Here is a 15,815-nt window from a genome sequence, read left to right on the forward strand (position 1 = left end):
TACCCGCTCTTCCCGATTGCCCCGTCTTTCGAGACGGCAGTCGGGCCATCACCTTGATCAAGGGATCGACACCGATCCTACAAAGTGAATTACGCGTTTTCGACTGCGATCAGTTCCGAGATCTGAGTCGCGTTCAGGGCCGCGCCTTTGCGGAGGTTGTCGGCGCACACGAAGAACTCAAGGGAGCGGCTGTCGTCGAGCGAGGCCCGCAGCCGCCCCACCCAGGCCGGATCCGTCCCGGCCGCGTCCGCCGGCGTCGGGAACTCGCCCGCCGCCGGATCGTCCACGAGGACCACCCCGGGCGCCGCCTCCAGGATCTCCCGGGCGTGCGCGGCGTCCACCTCGTTCTCGAACCGGGCCCGGACCGTCAGCGAATGCCCGACCAGCACCGGTACTTGTACGCAGGTCACCGCCACCGGAAGGTCCGCCAGCTCCAGGATCCGCCGGGTCTCCGCCCGTACGGCCAGCTCGTGCGAGGACCAGCCGCCCTCGCGCAGCTCACCGGACCACGGCACCACATTGAGGGCGAGCGGGGCCGCGAAGGGGCCGGTGTCCTCGCCCACGGCACGGCGTACGTCCCCGGGCTTCTCCCCGAGGTCGGTCCCGGCGACCAGCGACAGCTGGCGGCGCAGCGCCTCCGAACCGGCCCGGCCGGAGCCGCCCGCCGCCTGGTACGAGGAGACGGCGAGGTCGGCCAGCGCGTACTCGGCGTGCAGCGCGCCCAGGGCCGCGATCATCGCGGCGGTGACGCAGTCGGGGCCGGCGACGATCCCGCGCGGCCGGATCCGTACGGCGTGCCCGTTCACCTCGGGCACCACGAGGGGCACCTCGGGGTCGTCCCGGAAGGCGGCCGACTGGTCGACGACCACGGCGCCGCGCGCGGTGACGACGGGGGCCCACCGGGCCGAGACCTCGGCCGGGGTCAGGAAGAGCGCCACGTCGCCCACCCCGAGGCCGTCGAAGGCGTCCTCGGTGAGGGCCAGCACCTCGGTCTCCACCCCGCGCACGGCCAGCACCCGGCCGGCCGAGCGCGCGGAGGCGATCAGGCGTATGTCGCCCCAGACGTCCACCCGCTGGGACAGGATCTGGAGCAGAACGGAACCGACTGCCCCGGTCGCCCCGACCACGGCGAGCGCCGGGCCGGAGGACCGGTCGGCGGTCATCGTCCGGTGCCTCCGTAGACGACGGCCTCGTCGCTGTCGGAGTCGAGGCCGAAGGCCGTGTGCACGGCGCGGACCGCCTCGTTGACGTCGTCCTGGCGGGTCACGACCGAGATCCGGATCTCGGAGGTCGAGATCAGCTCGATGTTGACGCCCGCGTCGGACAGCGCCTGGAAGAACGAGGCGGTGACGCCCGGGTTCGTCTTCATGCCCGCGCCGACCAGGGAGATCTTGCCGATCTGGTCGTCGTAGCGCAGGGATTCGAAGCCGATGACGGCCTTCGCCTTCTCCAGGGCCTCGATGGCCTTGTGGCCCTCGGTCTTGGGGAGGGTGAAGGAGATGTCCGTCAGGCCCGTGGAGGCGGCCGACACGTTCTGGACGATCATGTCGATGTTGATCTCGGCGTCCGCGATGGCGCGGAAGATCGCCGCGGCCTCGCCCGGCTTGTCCGGAACGCCGACGACCGTGATCTTGGCTTCGGAGACGTCGTGCGCGACTCCGGAGATGATGGCGTGCTCCACCTGCGCGTCCCCTTGCGGATTCTCGTTGCTGACCCAGGTGCCCGGCAGTCCCGAGAAGGACGAGCGGACGTGGATCGGGATGTTGTAGCGGCGCGCGTACTCGACGCAGCGGTGCAGCAGCACCTTGGAACCGGAGGCCGCCAGCTCCAGCATGTCCTCGGAGGAGATCCAGTCGAGCTTCTTGGCCTTCTTCACGACGCGGGGGTCCGCGGTGAAGACGCCGTCGACGTCGGTGTAGATCTCGCAGACCTCGGCGTCCAGCGCGGCCGCGAGCGCGACAGCGGTCGTGTCGGACCCGCCACGCCCCAGGGTGGTGATGTCCTTGGAGTCCGCCGACACGCCCTGGAAGCCGGCGACGATGGCGATGTTGCCCTCGTCCAGCGCGGTGCGGATGCGGCCCGGCGTGACATCGATGATGCGCGCTTTGTTGTGGACCGAGTCGGTGATGACGCCTGCCTGGCTACCGGTGAACGACTGGGCCTCGTGGCCCAGGTTTTTGATCGCCATGGCCAGCAGGGCCATGGAGATCCGCTCTCCGGCGGTCAGCAGCATGTCGAATTCGCGCCCGGCAGGCATCGGGGATACCTGCTCGGCGAGATCGATCAGCTCGTCCGTCGTGTCGCCCATCGCGGATACCACGACGACCACCTGGTGGCCGTTCTTCTTGGCATCCACGATCCGCTTGGCGACGCGCTTGATGCCCTCGGCATCCGCTACGGAGGAGCCTCCGTACTTCTGCACGACAAGGCCCACGTGCGCTCCTCGCTCAGTCCGTTACTGCGGTCAGTCACGCAGTCTAACGAGCGCCCGCCATCCGACCGCCACGTACCACATCATGAGACATTCTGTTCGTCCCATGATCACGCCCAGTCGGCGTACTCCTTGAGCCTCTCGGTCTCCAGCGTGACCTTGACCGGCTCGGGCAAATCGATCACCGCCCCGAAGGGCCGGGCCGTGATCGCGCGGTACTTCCCGCCCTCGGGCTCGGCATGCACGACGACGGAGAGGTTTTCCCGGTCGATGAGCAGATAGACGGGAATCCCGGCCTGCGCGTAACCCTCGGGCTTCTCCAGCCGGTCCCGTGCGTCGGTATCGCGATCGTGCGAGGTGACCTCGACCGCCATGAGCACACCGGTCGGATCGATCCAGTCCCCCCGGCCGACCAAGTGCTCTTCCGGCACGAGCACGGCGTCGGCGCGCGCCCGGCCATTGCGGTAGGCCTCGACCTTGAGCCCCTGCTCCCCGTACAGCTCCAAGTCCGGACGCTGCCGCATGCACTGCTTCAGCAGCCACATGACGATCGTCTGGTGATTTCCGTCCGGCACGGGCTTGACCTGCACCCGTCCCCGGATGAACTCCAGCCGCACCAGCCTGGGCGCGTTGCGGGCGAGTTCTTCGAATTCCTCGGTGGACATCTGGGCGTGCACGTTCACGCCCGGCGCTTCGGAGGGAGGCCTGCGGCCGCGCGGAGGCCGTCCGCGAGGGCCGGGACCTCCGCCTCGGCGGGCTGGTCGGGGTGGACGCGGGGCCAGTCAGAGATCGAGATTGCGGAGAGGATCTTCTCCCAGTCTTCGTCATTCGGCACCGCGCTATCGTCGCCGTCGCCCTCCAGGCATTCCTCGCAGAGGCCGTTGACGATCTTCGACGTCTGCTCGGTCTCCTCGCAGAACATGCACATCAGCAGGGACTGCTCGACGGTCTCGGGCGCGGGAGTGGGCTTCGGGGGCATCTTGTCCTCCAGTCGTTTGCGGATGAGCGCCGCCGGGTTGTGCAGCGGCTTGGGAAGTCCAGCGGTCAGGGCGTGCGTGAGCTGCCCTACGTCACACCCGCGCTCCAGCCACTCGGCGGCCAGCGGCGTCAGCGACGCGCAGTCGGCGGCGGACAGGATCGCGTCGGGGTCGGCTTCCTTGAGCTTGGCGAGGGTCCGGTAGGCGGTGGTCTCCTCCACGGGCGGAACCTCGGCAGCCCCCATGTCGTCCCCCGGCGCGGGTGCTTCGGTGCCCTCCCCGGGCCCGGCGGCCACCGGCACCAGCCGGGCGCCGACCGAGCGGCAATAGGCCCGCCACCAGTCGTCGTTCCGCACGGTCCGGGAGAAATACGTACGGGTCACCCAGCGCGAGCTGCCCTCGCGGACCACGCGCTCCTTGAGCCGTCGGAGGTGGCCGGCGACGGTGAGGTTCTGGAGCACGCCGCGCGTCCCGGCCTGGCCGATCCCGGGGATGTGCGCGGCCAGCGTCTTGTGGTCCATCGCGGCGCCTTCGGGCAACCAGTCGATAAACGCGGCGAACGCGGCTTCACACTTGGTCAGATGTCCGAAATCTTCGGCCGTGCGGGCCAGTTGGCCGGGCGCCTCGCGCTTTCCGAAACCGGGATTGGCCATCGGGTGCGCTGCGGAGGGCATGACAGGGATAAAGTCGGCAACAGCCACGAGATCACGTTCCTGATCTTGAAGGTCAGACCCCGGCACGGTGTTGGTAGCACCTGTCGGGGTCGCTTTATATGCCGAACGCTAGACCCTCCACCACGCCCCGTGTCAAGTCGGTCACGAATAGTCATCTCGGCTGTCATGAACGGACGTTGGGTTGGGTGGTTGGGTTTTAACCAACCACCCAACCAACCAACCCAAAAGAGAGCTCGGGGCTCGGAGCTCAGAGCTCGGAGCTCAGGAACGCCGCCCAGGGGGCACCCGTGAACACCAGTTCCGGTCCGGCGACGACCTTGGAGTCCCGGACGTGAACGGCGACGGGGCAGGCGGCGACCTCGACGCAGTTGTCACCCTCGGCGTCGCTGTAGCTGGACTTGCGCCAACCGAGGGCGACTTCGACGCAGGCGCCGCCCTCCGAGTTGCTGTAGCTCGACTTGAACCACCGCAGCGCAGGACTCATAACTGATCCACCATCCGCTTGATAAACAGGGCGGATTCTTCCGCACCGAGGGACTCCGCGCGGATCATGCTAAGTCGCTCAGTGTGTGAACTCACCACCTCCGGATCAGCGGTCAGCTGACTCACCGAAGGACCCTCCGTGAAGGCCAGGCGCTCGTGCTCGCGCGTCTCCAGCAGCACCATCGGCCCGAGCACAGCAGCCGGAATGACCCGCTCGAAGGGCAGCACCTGGAGAGAGACATTCCGGAGTTCCCCCATTGCCAGCAGGCGGACCAGCTGCTCCCGATGTGCCTCCCGTCCGCCCCACTCGCAGCGCAGCGCCGCTTCGAAGAGCACGAAACTGAGATTCACCGGCGGACTCCCGTAGAGGAGTGACTGCCGCTCAAGCCGGGCAGCCACCCGCTCCTCGACGGTGCCCTCGTCGAGCGTCGGGCAGTGGTTCCCGATCAGCGCACGGGCGTGGTCCTCGGTCTGCAACAGGCCCGGGATCAGCGCGACCTCGTACCACCACAGGCTCCGCGCCTCCCGCTCCCGCTGCATGAAGTCCTGCGCCCGTGCGGGGAACTTCTCGCGCCGCAAATAGCCCGCGGCAGCGCTCAGTAGGCCCTCCGCCTGGCACAACGCGTCGGCCGCGTCCAGCAGTTGCGGCGTCGGCATCCGCACGCCCTGCTCCATCGCCTTGATGGTGTCCGGGGAGTAACGGGCGGCCCTGCCCAACTCCTCGCGGGTCACGCCCGCCTTCAGCCGCCAGCGCTTGAGCTGGTCACCGGCGTAGCGCCAGGCGGGAGGTACAGCGGGATTCGGGACTGACACAGCGGCCACCTCCGGCAGCTACAGCACGCTTTGTATCCGCTCGGTCACTGTCGAGCGTAGACCCGGCGCGCCAGGCTACGGGCATGAACCGCACACGTCGGCCCGATTGGGTCCCCCTCCTCGGCCACCAGCTGCACCGCACCGGCATCCACTTCGACGCCGTACGCATTCAGGGCGTACGCGGGGAGGCGGTGGCCGCGCAGCTGATCGAGGCGACCGGCGGGCGGGCGGGGCCGGTCGTGTGCGAGGCCAGCGGCTTCCGGTGGATGTACTTCCTGCTGCCGCCCGGGACCTCCCGGACGTACGCCTGGCCGCTCGGCGTGCAGCGCTTCGGGGCCGGGCAGCGGACCGTCGCCTACGTCGGCGTACCCGCCCTGGACGGAAACACCTGGCCGCTGCTGTGGCAGTCGCGGCCCTCCGCCCTGGCCCCCTTCGTGGACCCGGAGGCCCTGCACGCCCTCCTGGCGCCGGAGGCGGGCGTTCCCGCCCCCGTGTGACACGTGACGCGAGGCCGTCCGGATCAGGCGGGGCTCGGGCGGCGGCGGCCCAGTCCGCCGAGTTCCTGGGCCATGACCTGTCCGGCCTGCTCCGCGAGGTCGTCCTCCGCCAGGTCCTCGTCCGTGTCCAGGCCGTCCAGGGCGGCCAGCGGCTGGTCCAGCCGTACGTGGGCCACCAGCGACTGGAGGGCGCGCAGGGTGGCCGAGGCCGTCGGGCCCCAGTTGGTGAAGTACGAGAACTGCCACCACCACAGGGCCTCGGTGGTCCGGCCCGCCCGGTAGTGCGCCAGCCCGTGCCGCAGGTCCGCCACCACGTCGGCCACGTCGTCGGAGATCCGGTGCGCGACCGGGGTCTTGCGCGGCTCGTACGGGTCGAAGACCTCGGAGTACACGTCGACCGGTTCCAGCATGTACGCGAACCGCTCGCGCAGCTCGTCCACGTCCTGCTCGGGGCCGCTGTCGGGCTCGTAGCGCTCGTCGGGCAGCACGTCCTGGTACGCGCCCAGCCGGCCGCCCGCCAGCAGCAGCTGGGACACCTCCAGGAGGAGGAAGGGCACCGCGCTGTCCGGGTCCTCGCCCTTGGCCACCTCGGTGACCGCGACGATGAAGGACTCGATCTGGTCCGAGATCTGGACGGCGAAGTCGTCCGGATCCTGGCCCAGGGCGTGCAGCGTTGCGTCAGACATCGAGAAGTCGCCTTCCTTCAAAGGCCCGCCCGAGCGTGACCTCGTCCGCGTACTCCAGATCTCCCCCGACGGGGAGCCCGCTGGCCAGGCGGGTGACCTTCAGGCCCATGGGCTTGATCATGCGGGCGAGGTACGTGGCGGTGGCCTCCCCCTCCAGGTTCGGGTCCGTGGCGAGGATCAGCTCGGTGACCGTGCCGTCCGCGAGGCGGGCCAGGAGCTCCCGGATCCGCAGGTCGTCCGGGCCGACGCCCTCGATCGGGCTGATCGCGCCGCCGAGGACGTGGTACTTGCCCCGGAACTCGCGAGTCCGCTCGACCGCGACGACATCCTTCGGCTCCTCGACGACACAGATGACCGTGAGGTCGCGGCGCGGATCGCGGCAGATGGTGCACCGCTCCTCCTGCGCCACGTTCCCGCAGACCGCGCAGAAGCGGACCTTCTCCTTCACCTCAAGCAGCGCGTGCGCGAGGCGGCGGACGTCGGTGGGCTCGGCCTGCAGGATGTGGAAGGCGATCCGCTGCGCGCTCTTGGGCCCGACGCCGGGCAGCCTGCCCAGTTCGTCGATCAGGTCCTGGACCACGCCTTCGTACAACGGACTGCCTTCTTTCGCTGTGGATTGTGTAGGTGGGAAGTACTAGAAGGGAAGCCCGGGGATGCCGCTGCCGCCGCCGAGCCCGGCGGTCAGGGGGCCCAGCTTCTCCTGCTGGAGCGCCTGGGCATTCTCGTTGGCGGCCTGCACCGCGGCCACCACCAGGTCGGCCAGGGTCTCGGTGTCCTCGGGGTCAACGGCCTTCGGGTCGATCACCAGCGCCCGCAGTTCGCCGGAACCGGTCACCGTCGCCTTCACGAGGCCGCCGCCCGCCTGGCCCTCGACCTCGGTCTGCGCGAGGGCCTCCTGGGCCGCCGCGAGATCCTGCTGCATCTTCTGGGCCTGCTGAAGCAGCTGCTGCATGTTGGGCTGGCCACCACCGGGAATCACTGGTATTCACTCCAATGCCGTCAAACGCTTGGTCAATCCGAGCCTACGTGCTCCCCGCGCGGCGCGCCCTACGCCGAGAGGACCAACTCTTTCGAGTGAGCGACGGGGCGTGCGCGTACCTGCTGGGGACCTCCTTGCGAGCGGAAAACCGGGGATTCGCCGCCCATCGCTCGTCAATCGAAGGTAGGAAGGGCATGCGCATCATTGCGCACACGCGCACCACCACACGTCAGCGCAGGCAGAGGGAGTGCCGGGTGAGCCAGCCGGAGATGCAGCCCGAGGGGCCACCCCGGGATCCCCGGGAGGAGGGCGGCGGACCGATGGCGGCGGGCGATCTGACCGGTGGGCCGTTCCCCCTGGGAGACTGGGGCGAACCCGCGGAGCGGCTCGACGAGCTCTACCGGCGGGTCGAGGCCGACGCGCTGCGCACCGCGGAGTGGTACCTCTCCGACCGGGCGTGGAAGCGCCGCGGCGCGCGGATCCTGCGGGCGGGGGCGGCGGGGGGCGCCGTCATGGGCGCCGCCATGCCCCTCCTGGAGCTGACGGGCTCGGTCCCCGGGGCGGCCTCGTACGGCTACCTGTCCCTCCTGCTGGGCGCGGCCTGCCTGGCCTGCGACCGGTTCTTCGGGCTGACCTCGGGCTGGATGCGGGACGTGGCGACGGCGCAGGCGGTGCAGCGCCGCCTGCAGACGTTGCAGTTCGACTGGGCCTCGGAGAACGTACGGGAGGTCCTGGGCCCGACGGAGGGCACGGCGAGCGAGGCGGCGGAACGCTGCCTGACGGTGCTGCGGCGCTTCTCGGAGGACGTGACGGAGCTCGTCCGCTCCGAGACCGCGGAATGGATGGTGGAGTTCAGCTCCGGCCCCGCACCGCTGGTGATGCAGTCCCTGGGCGCCACCACCGGCCGCACGGACGCCGGCATCCCCCCGTCCCGCTTCCCCCTCCCCCCAGGCACCCGCCCCAACATGCCCCGCCAACGCCCCCCAGAACAACCCCGCTGAGCCCTTCCTGACGCGCCGCTCGCACCGCTCGGCCCTTGCGGACCTCCCCGGCTTCACGCCGCTGCGCCGAACTCCGTCCGGCGGGGCCGGACCTCCCAGCTCCTCTGCCCCACACCCAGCCCCGCCGGCGCTCCCTTCCAGCCCCGCCGCCCCACCCAGCCCCGCCGGCGTTTGAGGCGCGGGGTCTGGGGCGGAGCCCCAGGTCCTTCCAGCCCCGCCGGCGTTTGAGGCGCGGGTCCGGGCAGAGCCCGGGAAACGGAGAAAGGGCGGGGCGGGGACCAGCTCCGCGCAGCGGCCCCACCCCCGCCCCACCGCACCGGCACCCGCACCGCCACGAACCCAGGGCACCGGCCCCGGCCCCGGCAGGGGACCCGGCAGCGACCCGGCAAGGGCAAGGGCACGGGTCAGCTGAAGATGATCATCGACCCCTGCCCCAGACTCCGCGTAGCAGCCGCGTGCAACCCCAGCCACACATGCCGCTCCCGCGCAAACGGACTGTCGTCGTACGGAATCGGCCCCGCCGACTCCTCCAGCGACGTCGGCCGCCCCGGCGGCACCGGCGCGGCCGGCGGATTCCCCGGGTCTATCCCGATCGCGGGCGCGACGAAGGCCAGCTCCCGCAGCAGCCCCTGCGCGGACCCGAGCGGCCCGCCCCCCGCCAGCAGCTCCTCGTTGGCCAACGGAACCGCGAAGTCCACCGGCACGTACGCGCCCGCGTGGTCGTAGTGCCACACCAGGTGCGACTGCTGCGCCGTGGCCTCGAACATCTCCAGCAGCTGCTCGTAGTCGCCGCCCAGCTCGTCCACCGGCGTCACCGGCAGCCCGCAGACCTGCAACAGGTACGCCCGCCGCAGGAAGTGCAGGGCGTCGTAGTCGAAACCGGCCACCGGGGCGACGTCCCCGGACAGCCCCGGCATGTACGCGAACACGGGCACCGACGGGAGTCCCGCCTCGCCCAGCGCCTTGTCGTACGAGGCGATCTCTTCCGCGAAGGGATTGTCGGGGCTGTGGCACAGCACATCGACAAGGGGGACCAGCCACAGGTCACAGGCCACGCGGGCTCCGATCAGTCGTTGCCGCCGATCGGGCCAGCGTAGTGCGCCGAACACCCTCCGCGAAGGGCTGCGCAAAACCCGACCGGTCCCCGACCCTGGCCCCGGTCTCAGAGCCCGCCGGCCCAGTCCAGCGCGTGCCGGTTGTACGCCTGCACCAGACGGCGTACCTCTTCCGGTTCCGCCCGCGTCACCGCCTCCACCAGCTCGCGGTGCCCGTCCCAGAGCCCGTCCCGCATCAGCTGCGGATCCCGCTGGAGGTGCGGCACGGCGAAAGCCCAGCACTGCACCCGGATCCGGTGCAGGAAGTCGGAGATGTACGGGTTCCCGACCAGGCCGCTCAGCTCCCGCCAGAACCGCAGGTCGTAGCCGATCAGCACTTCGAGCGAACCGCTCCGCACGGCCCGCCGCGCCTCCTCCGCCCGGCGCCGCACCGACACCAGCATCTCGGACGCCCCCGGCGAGACCCCGCGCTCGACGAGCTTGCGGAAGATCCCGTCCACCACCAGGGAGCGGGCCTCGATCATCTCGACGAAGTCGGCGACGGAGAAGACGCGGACCCGGAACCCCCGGTGCTGGACGGATTCCAGCAGCCCCTGGGCCGAGAGGTCCACGAGGGCCTCGCGTACCGGGGTCGCGGAGACCTCGTACTGCTCGGCGATCTGCCGGACCGAGAACTCGGTCCCCGGAGGCAGGCGTCCCGCCAGCACCTCGTCCCGCAGCGCGTCCGCGATCTGCTGGCGAAGTGTGTTGCGGGTGACAGCGCCGCTGCCTGACATCGGGGTCCGTCTCCTGTCGTAGGACTTCGGACACCTTAAGGCCAGGCAGCGAGGCTGAAACCGATCGATATACGACCGCTATACGACCGCTATGCGGCCGATGTGCGACCGCCATGCGGACAAACTGCCCGTTATCCGGCGACGGCGTGCCGGTCCGCGACCGTCAGCGCCGCGTCGAGGAGCGCCAGGCCCTCCTTCGCCTCCGCCTCGGTGACGGTGCACGGCGGGACCACGTGGGTGCGGTTCATGTTGACGAAGGGCCACAGGCCGGACTTCTTGCAGGCCGCCGCGAACTCGGCCATCGGCGCGTTGTCGGCGCCGGCGGCGTTGTACGGGACGAGCGGCTCGCGCGTCTCCTTGTCCCGTACGAGTTCCAGCGCCCAGAACGTGCCCAGACCGCGGACCTCGCCGACGGAAGGGTGCCGCTCGGCGATCTCGGCGAGCCCCGGGCCGATCACGCTCTCCCCGACGCGGGCGGCGTTCTCGACGATGCCCTCCTCCTCCATGACGTTGATCGTCGCCACGGCGGCGGCGCAGGCCAGGGGGTGACCGGAGTACGTCAGTCCGCCCGGGTAGGGGCGGGTGGCGAAGGTCTCGGCGATGGCGGCCGAGATCGCGACGCCGCCGAGCGGGACATAACCGCTGTTCACGCCCTTGGCGAAGGTGATCAGGTCCGGGGTGACGCCCCAGTGGTCGGCGGCGAACCACGCGCCGGTCCGCCCGAACCCGGACATGACCTCGTCCAGGACGAAGACGATGCCGTGGCGGTCGCAGAGCTCGCGCACGCCCGCGAGGTACCCGGCCGGCGGGGTCATGATCCCGGCGGTGCCGGGCACGCTCTCCAGGATGATCGCGGCGATGGTCTGCGGACCCTCGAACGCGATGGTGTCGGCGAGGTGGGCGAGGGCGCGGGCGCACTCCTCGGCCTCGGTGGTGGCGTGGAAGGGCGAGCGGTAGAGGAACGGGCCCCAGAAGTGCACTACACCGGCCGCGGCCGTGTCCGAGGGCCAGCGGCGCGGGTCGCCGGTCAGGTTGATCGCGGCGGCGGTGGCGCCGTGGTACGAGCGGTACGTGGACAGCACCTTGGAGCGGCCGGTGTGCAGCCGGGCCATCCGTACGGCGTTCTCCACGGCCTCGGCGCCGCCGTTGGTGAAGAAGATCTTGTCGAGGTCGCCGGGGGTGCGCTCGGCGATGAGGCGCGCGGCCTCGGAGCGGACGTCCACGGCGAAGCCGGGGGCCAGGGTGCAGAGCGTGGCCGCCTGCTCCTGGATGGCGGCGACGACCTTGGGGTGCTGGTGCCCGATGTTGGTGTTCACCAGCTGGGAGGAGAAGTCGAGGAAGCGGCTCCCGTCGTAGTCCCAGAAGTACGAGCCCTCGGCCCCGGCCACGGCGAGCGGGTCGATCAGGGCCTGGGCGGACCAGGAGTGGAAGACGTGAGCGCGGTCGGCGGCCTTGACGGTCGCGCCGGTGACATGAGGGGTCATGCCGTCACGCTAAAAGTGCGCAGGTGGAGAGGGATATCGGCGGACTGTATGGGGGTCGGGCACCGCCCTCGGCACTCTGTCTGCGCGACGCACTCCCTGAGGGACATTGACAGCATCCTGCCCACATGACAGCCTTCTGTCATACCGGCGATCTGCCGACCTGCCGATCTGCCGACCTGCCGATCTGCCGACCTGCCGACCTGCCGACCTGCCGACCTGCCGATCTGCCGACCTGCTGATCTGACGCTCTGGAGGCGAGCACCCCATGAGGAGCGAGACCCCGCGCAAGCCCGTCCACCTCGCGGTCTACGACACGTACGCGGACTGGGAGACCGGCCACACCACCGCCCACCTGACCCAGCGCGGCCACACCGTCCGTACGGTCGGCTTCGCCGCCGGAGCGCCGGTCACCACCATGGGCGGCGTCCGCATCCAGCCCGACCTGGCCCTCGCGGAGCTGCGGCCGGAGGACTCGTCCCTGCTGATCCTGACGGGCGCCTCGCTGTGGGACACGAGCGAGGAGCTGGCGCCGTTCGCGGCGAAGGCGAGGGAGTTCCTGGCGGCCGGGGTGCCGGTGGCGGCGATCTGCGGAGCCACGGCCGGACTGGCCCGCGAGGGCCTGCTGGACGACCGCCGGCACACCAGCGCGGCCTCCTTCTACCTCGCGGAGCAGCCCGGCTACGGGGGCGCCGAGCGGTATGTCGAGGCCGACGCGGTCACCGACGGCGACCTGATCACGGCGGGCCCGACCGAACCGGTGGCGTTCGCGCGCGAGGTCTTCGCCCGCCTCGGCGTCTACAAGCCGGACGTCCTGGACGCCTGGTACCGCCTCTTCCACGACTCGGACGCGAGCGCGTACCCGGTGCTGATGGCGGCGTCGGAATCCGGCGACGCCTGATGCCTGAGCCGTTGTCCCTGAGGGAAAAGCAGGACCTGCTCAGCCGGACGGCCCTCGGGGTGTTCCGGCTGAACGGCCAGTTCCTCGCCGTCTCCGAGGAACTGGCCAAACCGGCCGGGCTGACCGCGGCCCGCTGGCAGGTGCTGGGCGCGGTACTGCGGGAGCCGCTGCCCGTCGCGGGGATCGCCCGGGCCATGGGCATCACCCGCCAGAGCGTCCAGCGCATCGCCGACCTGCTGGCCGCGCAGGGACTCGCCGAGTACGTCCCGAACCCGGCCCACCGGCGCGCGAAACTCCTCCGCCCGACGGACGCGGGCCGCGCCGCGATCGCCCGCATCACCCCGGGCCACGCCACCCTGGCCACCCGCCTGGCGGCAGAACTCGGCGACACGGCCTTCAGGGAAGCCACCCGCGCCCTGGAACGCCTGTCCGCCGCCCTGGACACCTTGTCGCAACCACCCGCACCCCCACCCCCCAGCCCCGCCGGCGCTTGAGGCACGGATCTTTCAGCCCCGCCGGCGTTTGAGGCGCCGATCTTTCAGCCCCGCCGGCGTTTGAGGCGCGGGGCGCGGGGCGGAGCCCCGGAGGCGCGCCCGCAGGACACGCACCCGGCCCAGCCATATCGGGATGGCCGAGACCCGCTCAACCGTCCACCCCCGCCACCCGTCTTCCCCCGCGGAGCAACCCGCCCTCCGAGGGGGAGGACCCGCCATGGAACCACCGCACCCCGACCCCGACCCCGGCCCCGGCCCGGGAAACGGCCACCCCCACCCCGCCACCACCGCGTTCCTCCTCGCCGTCGCCCTGATCGTCGCCATCGCCGCCTGCGGCTCCGTCTACGCCGTGATGACCGGCGAGCGGCACGACCCCCGCACACCCCCTCCCACCCCACCCCCCACCCCGTTTGTGTCGAAGTCAATAAGCCTGCAAGCAAAGCTTGTTGAGCCACGCACCCCCATCGCACACTGCGGCACATGGAGCCGTTGAACGTAGTGGCACGACTGTGGGAGCGGATCGAGGCACGCGACTGGGACGGCGTGGCCAAGCTCATCGCCGAGGACGCGGTCATCGAATGGCCGGTGAGCGGCGAGCGCATCGTCGGACGCGCCAACTTCATCGCCGTGAACAGCGACGACTGTTACACGGACGAAAGACCCGTCGAACTGCTCCGCATCCTCGCGGACGGGGATCACGTCGTCACCGAGGTGGAGATACCCCGGGACCACGTGGTCTACCGGGCCGTCTCCCTCTGGACCGTGCGCGAGGGGGAGGTCGTAGGGGCCAGGGAGTACTGGACCAGCCCGGGCCAGGACCCGGCTCCCCGGTGGCGTGCGGGCTACGTCGAGCCCCTGGTGGCAGACTGAGCCGCGTGCTCACGCAACTCATCACCGCGACGGGGATATTGGCCCTTCTGACCCTCGTCCCGGGTCCGGACATGGCGATCGTGACGAAGCGCGCCGTCTCGCGCGGCCGCGCCGACGGTCTGCGCACGGTCGGCGGGATCGGCCTCGGCCTGCTGCTCTGGGGCACCCTCACCGTGGCCGGACTGGCGGCGCTGCTCGCCGCCTCGGCCGAGGTGTACCTCGTGGTGAAGCTCGCGGGAGCGGCGTACCTCGGCTGGCTCGGCATCCAGGCCCTGCGAGAGGCGGGCGCGGACGCGCCCCCCACCGACTCCGGCACCAGCGCAAAGACCGGCGCAGACGGCAACGCCTGGCGTACCGGCCTCGTCGCCAACGCCCTCAACCCCAAGATCGCCGTCTTCTACACCGGCCTGCTGCCCACCCTCGCCCCGTCCGGCCTCCGCCCGGCGGCGGGCATGGCCCTCCTCGTACTGGTCCACGTACTGCTGACCCTGGTCTGGCTCGGCTCGTACGTGTACGTCCTCTCGCGCGCCCGGCACTTCTTCGCGCGCCCGCGCGTTCGCCGGACCCTGGACCGGGTGACGGGCGTGGTCCTGATCGGCTTCGGCATCCGCGTGGCGACGGCGGCCTCGTAGCGGCGGCGGCCTCGTAACCGCGGCGTTCAGCCGGCCAGGGCGTCGAGCTCCTCCCCGATGGCCGCCCGCACGGCGTCGTGGCGGGGGCTCAGCGCGTGCCGGTCGCCACGCCAGTACTCCACCTCCTCGTACCGCCAGACCGGCAGCCGGACGAGGTCGGCGGGCTCCCAGTCGTAGCGGGGCCAGATATGGGCGTGGAGATACGGGTCGGTGTTGCCCAGGATCTCGATGTTCACCCGGCGGAAGGCCGGGTCGAGCCGCGCGCAGGCCCGCTCGACGGCCTCGGCCAGCCGCTCCATGTCGGAGAGGTACGCGACCCTGCGCGGCCGGGGCAGCTCCGACAGCCGGGTGACGGCGGGATCCCCCGTCAGCAGCACCGAGTACCCCGGCAGGAACTGCCGGTCCCCGATCACCGCGAATCCGGAGCCGAGGCGGCGCATCACGGTCGGGTTCTCCCCGCGGTGCGCACTGCCGATGCGGTCGCGACGCCAGTCGGTATCACTCATCCCGGGACCGTAACCGACGGCGGCGGTCAGGGGCAGGTCTCACCGACCTTGACCGTGTTGAACACGAGCTTGCTGCTGGGGTCAGCCTTCGTGCCGGCGGCCGGAGTCTGCGAGCACACCTTCCAGTTCCGGTCCAGAACCTGCATGCGGCTCTGGCCGGTGGCGTCGGTGGAGCCGAGGAGGTAGAAGCCGGCGGCCTGCGCTTCGTCCTGGGCGGTCTGGAGGATCTTGCCGACCATGTTGGGCACGGTGGCCTGGGCGGCGGGGACCGGGGCGGCGGGGACCGGGGCGGCCGGGCTCGCGGGTGCGGGCGCGGCGGGGGCCTTGCTCGCCGGGGCGGGGGCTGCGGAGGACGGAGCGGCAGGCTGGGTGCTGGGGGTAATGGGGGTGATGGGCGCGGGCTGGCCGGTGCTGTTGCCGGCCTGCGGGTTGCAGGCGGTGAGGGTGAGGATGCCCGCTGCGGTGAGGAGGGTGACGGTGCGGTGTGTGCGCATCGCGCCACTGTGCCGGGGCGGGGAGGGTTGCGTGGTGCCAGTGACCTACCTGTGACGCGCGAAAG

At 71.0% G+C, this 15,815-nt stretch carries 20 protein-coding genes; 6 read left to right on the forward strand and 14 right to left on the reverse strand.

What is annotated here, in order from left to right:
• Nucleotides 1-89 precede the first annotated feature (89 nt).
• The 6 genes from MTF65_RS13600 to MTF65_RS13625 all read right to left on the reverse strand — a co-directional run bounded on the left by MTF65_RS13600 (nt 90) and on the right by MTF65_RS13625 (nt 5,387).
• Nucleotides 90-1,163 (reverse strand): aspartate-semialdehyde dehydrogenase, encoded by a 1,074-nt coding sequence (locus tag MTF65_RS13600; RefSeq protein ID WP_243628917.1) that lies wholly within the window; start codon nt 1,161-1,163, stop codon nt 90-92.
• Complete coding sequence (locus MTF65_RS13605) at nt 1,160-2,434, reverse strand: aspartate kinase (protein ID WP_243628918.1); 1,275 nt, start codon at nt 2,432-2,434, stop codon at nt 1,160-1,162. Before MTF65_RS13605 ends, MTF65_RS13600 begins: the two co-directional genes overlap by 4 nt.
• 107 nt (nt 2,435-2,541) lie before the next feature.
• Complete coding sequence (locus MTF65_RS13610; RefSeq protein WP_243629071.1) at nt 2,542-3,096, reverse strand: Uma2 family endonuclease; 555 nt, start codon at nt 3,094-3,096, stop codon at nt 2,542-2,544.
• 14 nt (nt 3,097-3,110) lie between these two features.
• The gene (locus MTF65_RS13615; RefSeq protein ID WP_243628919.1) at nt 3,111-4,082 is read right to left on the reverse strand and encodes a hypothetical protein; all 972 of its coding nucleotides are present in this window, start codon (nt 4,080-4,082) and stop codon (nt 3,111-3,113) included.
• Between the two features lie 247 nt (nt 4,083-4,329).
• Entirely contained in the window at nt 4,330-4,566 is a 237-nt protein-coding gene (locus MTF65_RS13620) for a DUF397 domain-containing protein (protein ID WP_243628920.1), read from the reverse strand.
• Nucleotides 4,563-5,387 carry a helix-turn-helix transcriptional regulator gene (locus MTF65_RS13625; protein ID WP_243628921.1) on the reverse strand — a complete coding sequence of 275 codons (825 nt, stop codon included), beginning with the start codon at nt 5,385-5,387 and terminating at the stop codon, nt 4,563-4,565. Before MTF65_RS13625 ends, MTF65_RS13620 begins: the two co-directional genes overlap by 4 nt.
• Before the next feature lie 74 nt (nt 5,388-5,461).
• Between MTF65_RS13625 and MTF65_RS13630 the strand changes: the two genes are divergently transcribed.
• Nucleotides 5,462-5,875: a hypothetical protein gene (locus MTF65_RS13630; RefSeq protein WP_243628922.1), complete on the forward strand. Its 414-nt coding sequence runs from the start codon at nt 5,462-5,464 to the stop codon at nt 5,873-5,875.
• A 23-nt stretch (nt 5,876-5,898) separates the two neighbouring features.
• Here the strand turns inward: MTF65_RS13630 and MTF65_RS13635 are convergent, their stop codons facing one another.
• Genes MTF65_RS13635 through MTF65_RS13645 form a run of 3 tightly spaced genes read right to left on the reverse strand, consistent with a single transcriptional unit; the run spans nt 5,899 to nt 7,540 of the window.
• Complete coding sequence (locus MTF65_RS13635) at nt 5,899-6,561, reverse strand: DUF5063 domain-containing protein (protein WP_243628923.1); 663 nt, start codon at nt 6,559-6,561, stop codon at nt 5,899-5,901.
• Nucleotides 6,554-7,153: a recombination mediator RecR gene (recR, locus tag MTF65_RS13640; RefSeq protein ID WP_243628924.1), complete on the reverse strand. Its 600-nt coding sequence runs from the start codon at nt 7,151-7,153 to the stop codon at nt 6,554-6,556. Before recR ends, MTF65_RS13635 begins: the two co-directional genes overlap by 8 nt.
• A gap of 42 nt (nt 7,154-7,195) precedes the next feature.
• The gene (locus MTF65_RS13645) at nt 7,196-7,540 is read right to left on the reverse strand and encodes a YbaB/EbfC family nucleoid-associated protein (protein ID WP_243628925.1); all 345 of its coding nucleotides are present in this window, start codon (nt 7,538-7,540) and stop codon (nt 7,196-7,198) included.
• Nucleotides 7,541-7,794: 254 nt separating this feature from the next.
• Between MTF65_RS13645 and MTF65_RS13650 the strand changes: the two genes are divergently transcribed.
• The gene (locus tag MTF65_RS13650) at nt 7,795-8,541 is read left to right on the forward strand and encodes an SLATT domain-containing protein (RefSeq protein ID WP_243628926.1); all 747 of its coding nucleotides are present in this window, start codon (nt 7,795-7,797) and stop codon (nt 8,539-8,541) included.
• Nucleotides 8,542-8,945: 404 nt separating this feature from the next.
• Here MTF65_RS13650 and MTF65_RS13655 read toward each other — a convergent pair whose 3' ends face one another.
• The 3 genes from MTF65_RS13655 to MTF65_RS13665 form a co-directional block, all read right to left on the reverse strand.
• The gene (locus MTF65_RS13655) at nt 8,946-9,596 is read right to left on the reverse strand and encodes a hypothetical protein (protein WP_243628927.1); all 651 of its coding nucleotides are present in this window, start codon (nt 9,594-9,596) and stop codon (nt 8,946-8,948) included.
• A 107-nt stretch (nt 9,597-9,703) separates the two neighbouring features.
• Nucleotides 9,704-10,372, reverse strand: coding sequence for a GntR family transcriptional regulator (locus tag MTF65_RS13660; protein ID WP_243628928.1), 669 nt, complete (start codon nt 10,370-10,372; stop codon nt 9,704-9,706).
• Nucleotides 10,373-10,503: 131 nt separating this feature from the next.
• Entirely contained in the window at nt 10,504-11,856 is a 1,353-nt protein-coding gene (locus MTF65_RS13665) for an aspartate aminotransferase family protein (protein ID WP_243628929.1), read from the reverse strand.
• 265 nt (nt 11,857-12,121) lie between these two features.
• Here MTF65_RS13665 and MTF65_RS13670 point away from each other — a divergent pair, with 265 nt between their 5' ends.
• The 4 genes from MTF65_RS13670 (at nt 12,122) to MTF65_RS13685 (ending at nt 14,750) form a co-directional block, all read left to right on the forward strand.
• Entirely contained in the window at nt 12,122-12,754 is a 633-nt protein-coding gene (locus MTF65_RS13670; RefSeq protein ID WP_243628930.1) for a DJ-1/PfpI family protein, read from the forward strand.
• The gene (locus MTF65_RS13675; protein WP_243628931.1) at nt 12,754-13,248 is read left to right on the forward strand and encodes a MarR family winged helix-turn-helix transcriptional regulator; all 495 of its coding nucleotides are present in this window, start codon (nt 12,754-12,756) and stop codon (nt 13,246-13,248) included. Before MTF65_RS13670 ends, MTF65_RS13675 begins: the two co-directional genes overlap by 1 nt.
• Before the next feature lie 480 nt (nt 13,249-13,728).
• Nucleotides 13,729-14,118 carry a nuclear transport factor 2 family protein gene (locus tag MTF65_RS13680; protein ID WP_243628932.1) on the forward strand — a complete coding sequence of 130 codons (390 nt, stop codon included), beginning with the start codon at nt 13,729-13,731 and terminating at the stop codon, nt 14,116-14,118.
• A gap of 5 nt (nt 14,119-14,123) precedes the next feature.
• The gene (locus MTF65_RS13685; protein WP_243628933.1) at nt 14,124-14,750 is read left to right on the forward strand and encodes a LysE family translocator; all 627 of its coding nucleotides are present in this window, start codon (nt 14,124-14,126) and stop codon (nt 14,748-14,750) included.
• A gap of 26 nt (nt 14,751-14,776) precedes the next feature.
• Here MTF65_RS13685 and MTF65_RS13690 read toward each other — a convergent pair whose 3' ends face one another.
• Both MTF65_RS13690 and MTF65_RS13695 read right to left on the reverse strand, forming a co-directional pair.
• On the reverse strand, nt 14,777-15,256 hold the full coding sequence (locus tag MTF65_RS13690) for a diadenosine tetraphosphate hydrolase (protein ID WP_243628934.1): 480 nt from the start codon (nt 15,254-15,256) through the stop codon (nt 14,777-14,779).
• A gap of 26 nt (nt 15,257-15,282) precedes the next feature.
• Nucleotides 15,283-15,750: a PASTA domain-containing protein gene (locus MTF65_RS13695; protein WP_243628935.1), complete on the reverse strand. Its 468-nt coding sequence runs from the start codon at nt 15,748-15,750 to the stop codon at nt 15,283-15,285.
• Nucleotides 15,751-15,815 lie beyond the last annotated feature (65 nt).

Source organism: Streptomyces sp. APSN-46.1 (assembly GCF_022815725.1).
GTDB lineage: Bacteria > Actinomycetota > Actinomycetes > Streptomycetales > Streptomycetaceae > Streptomyces.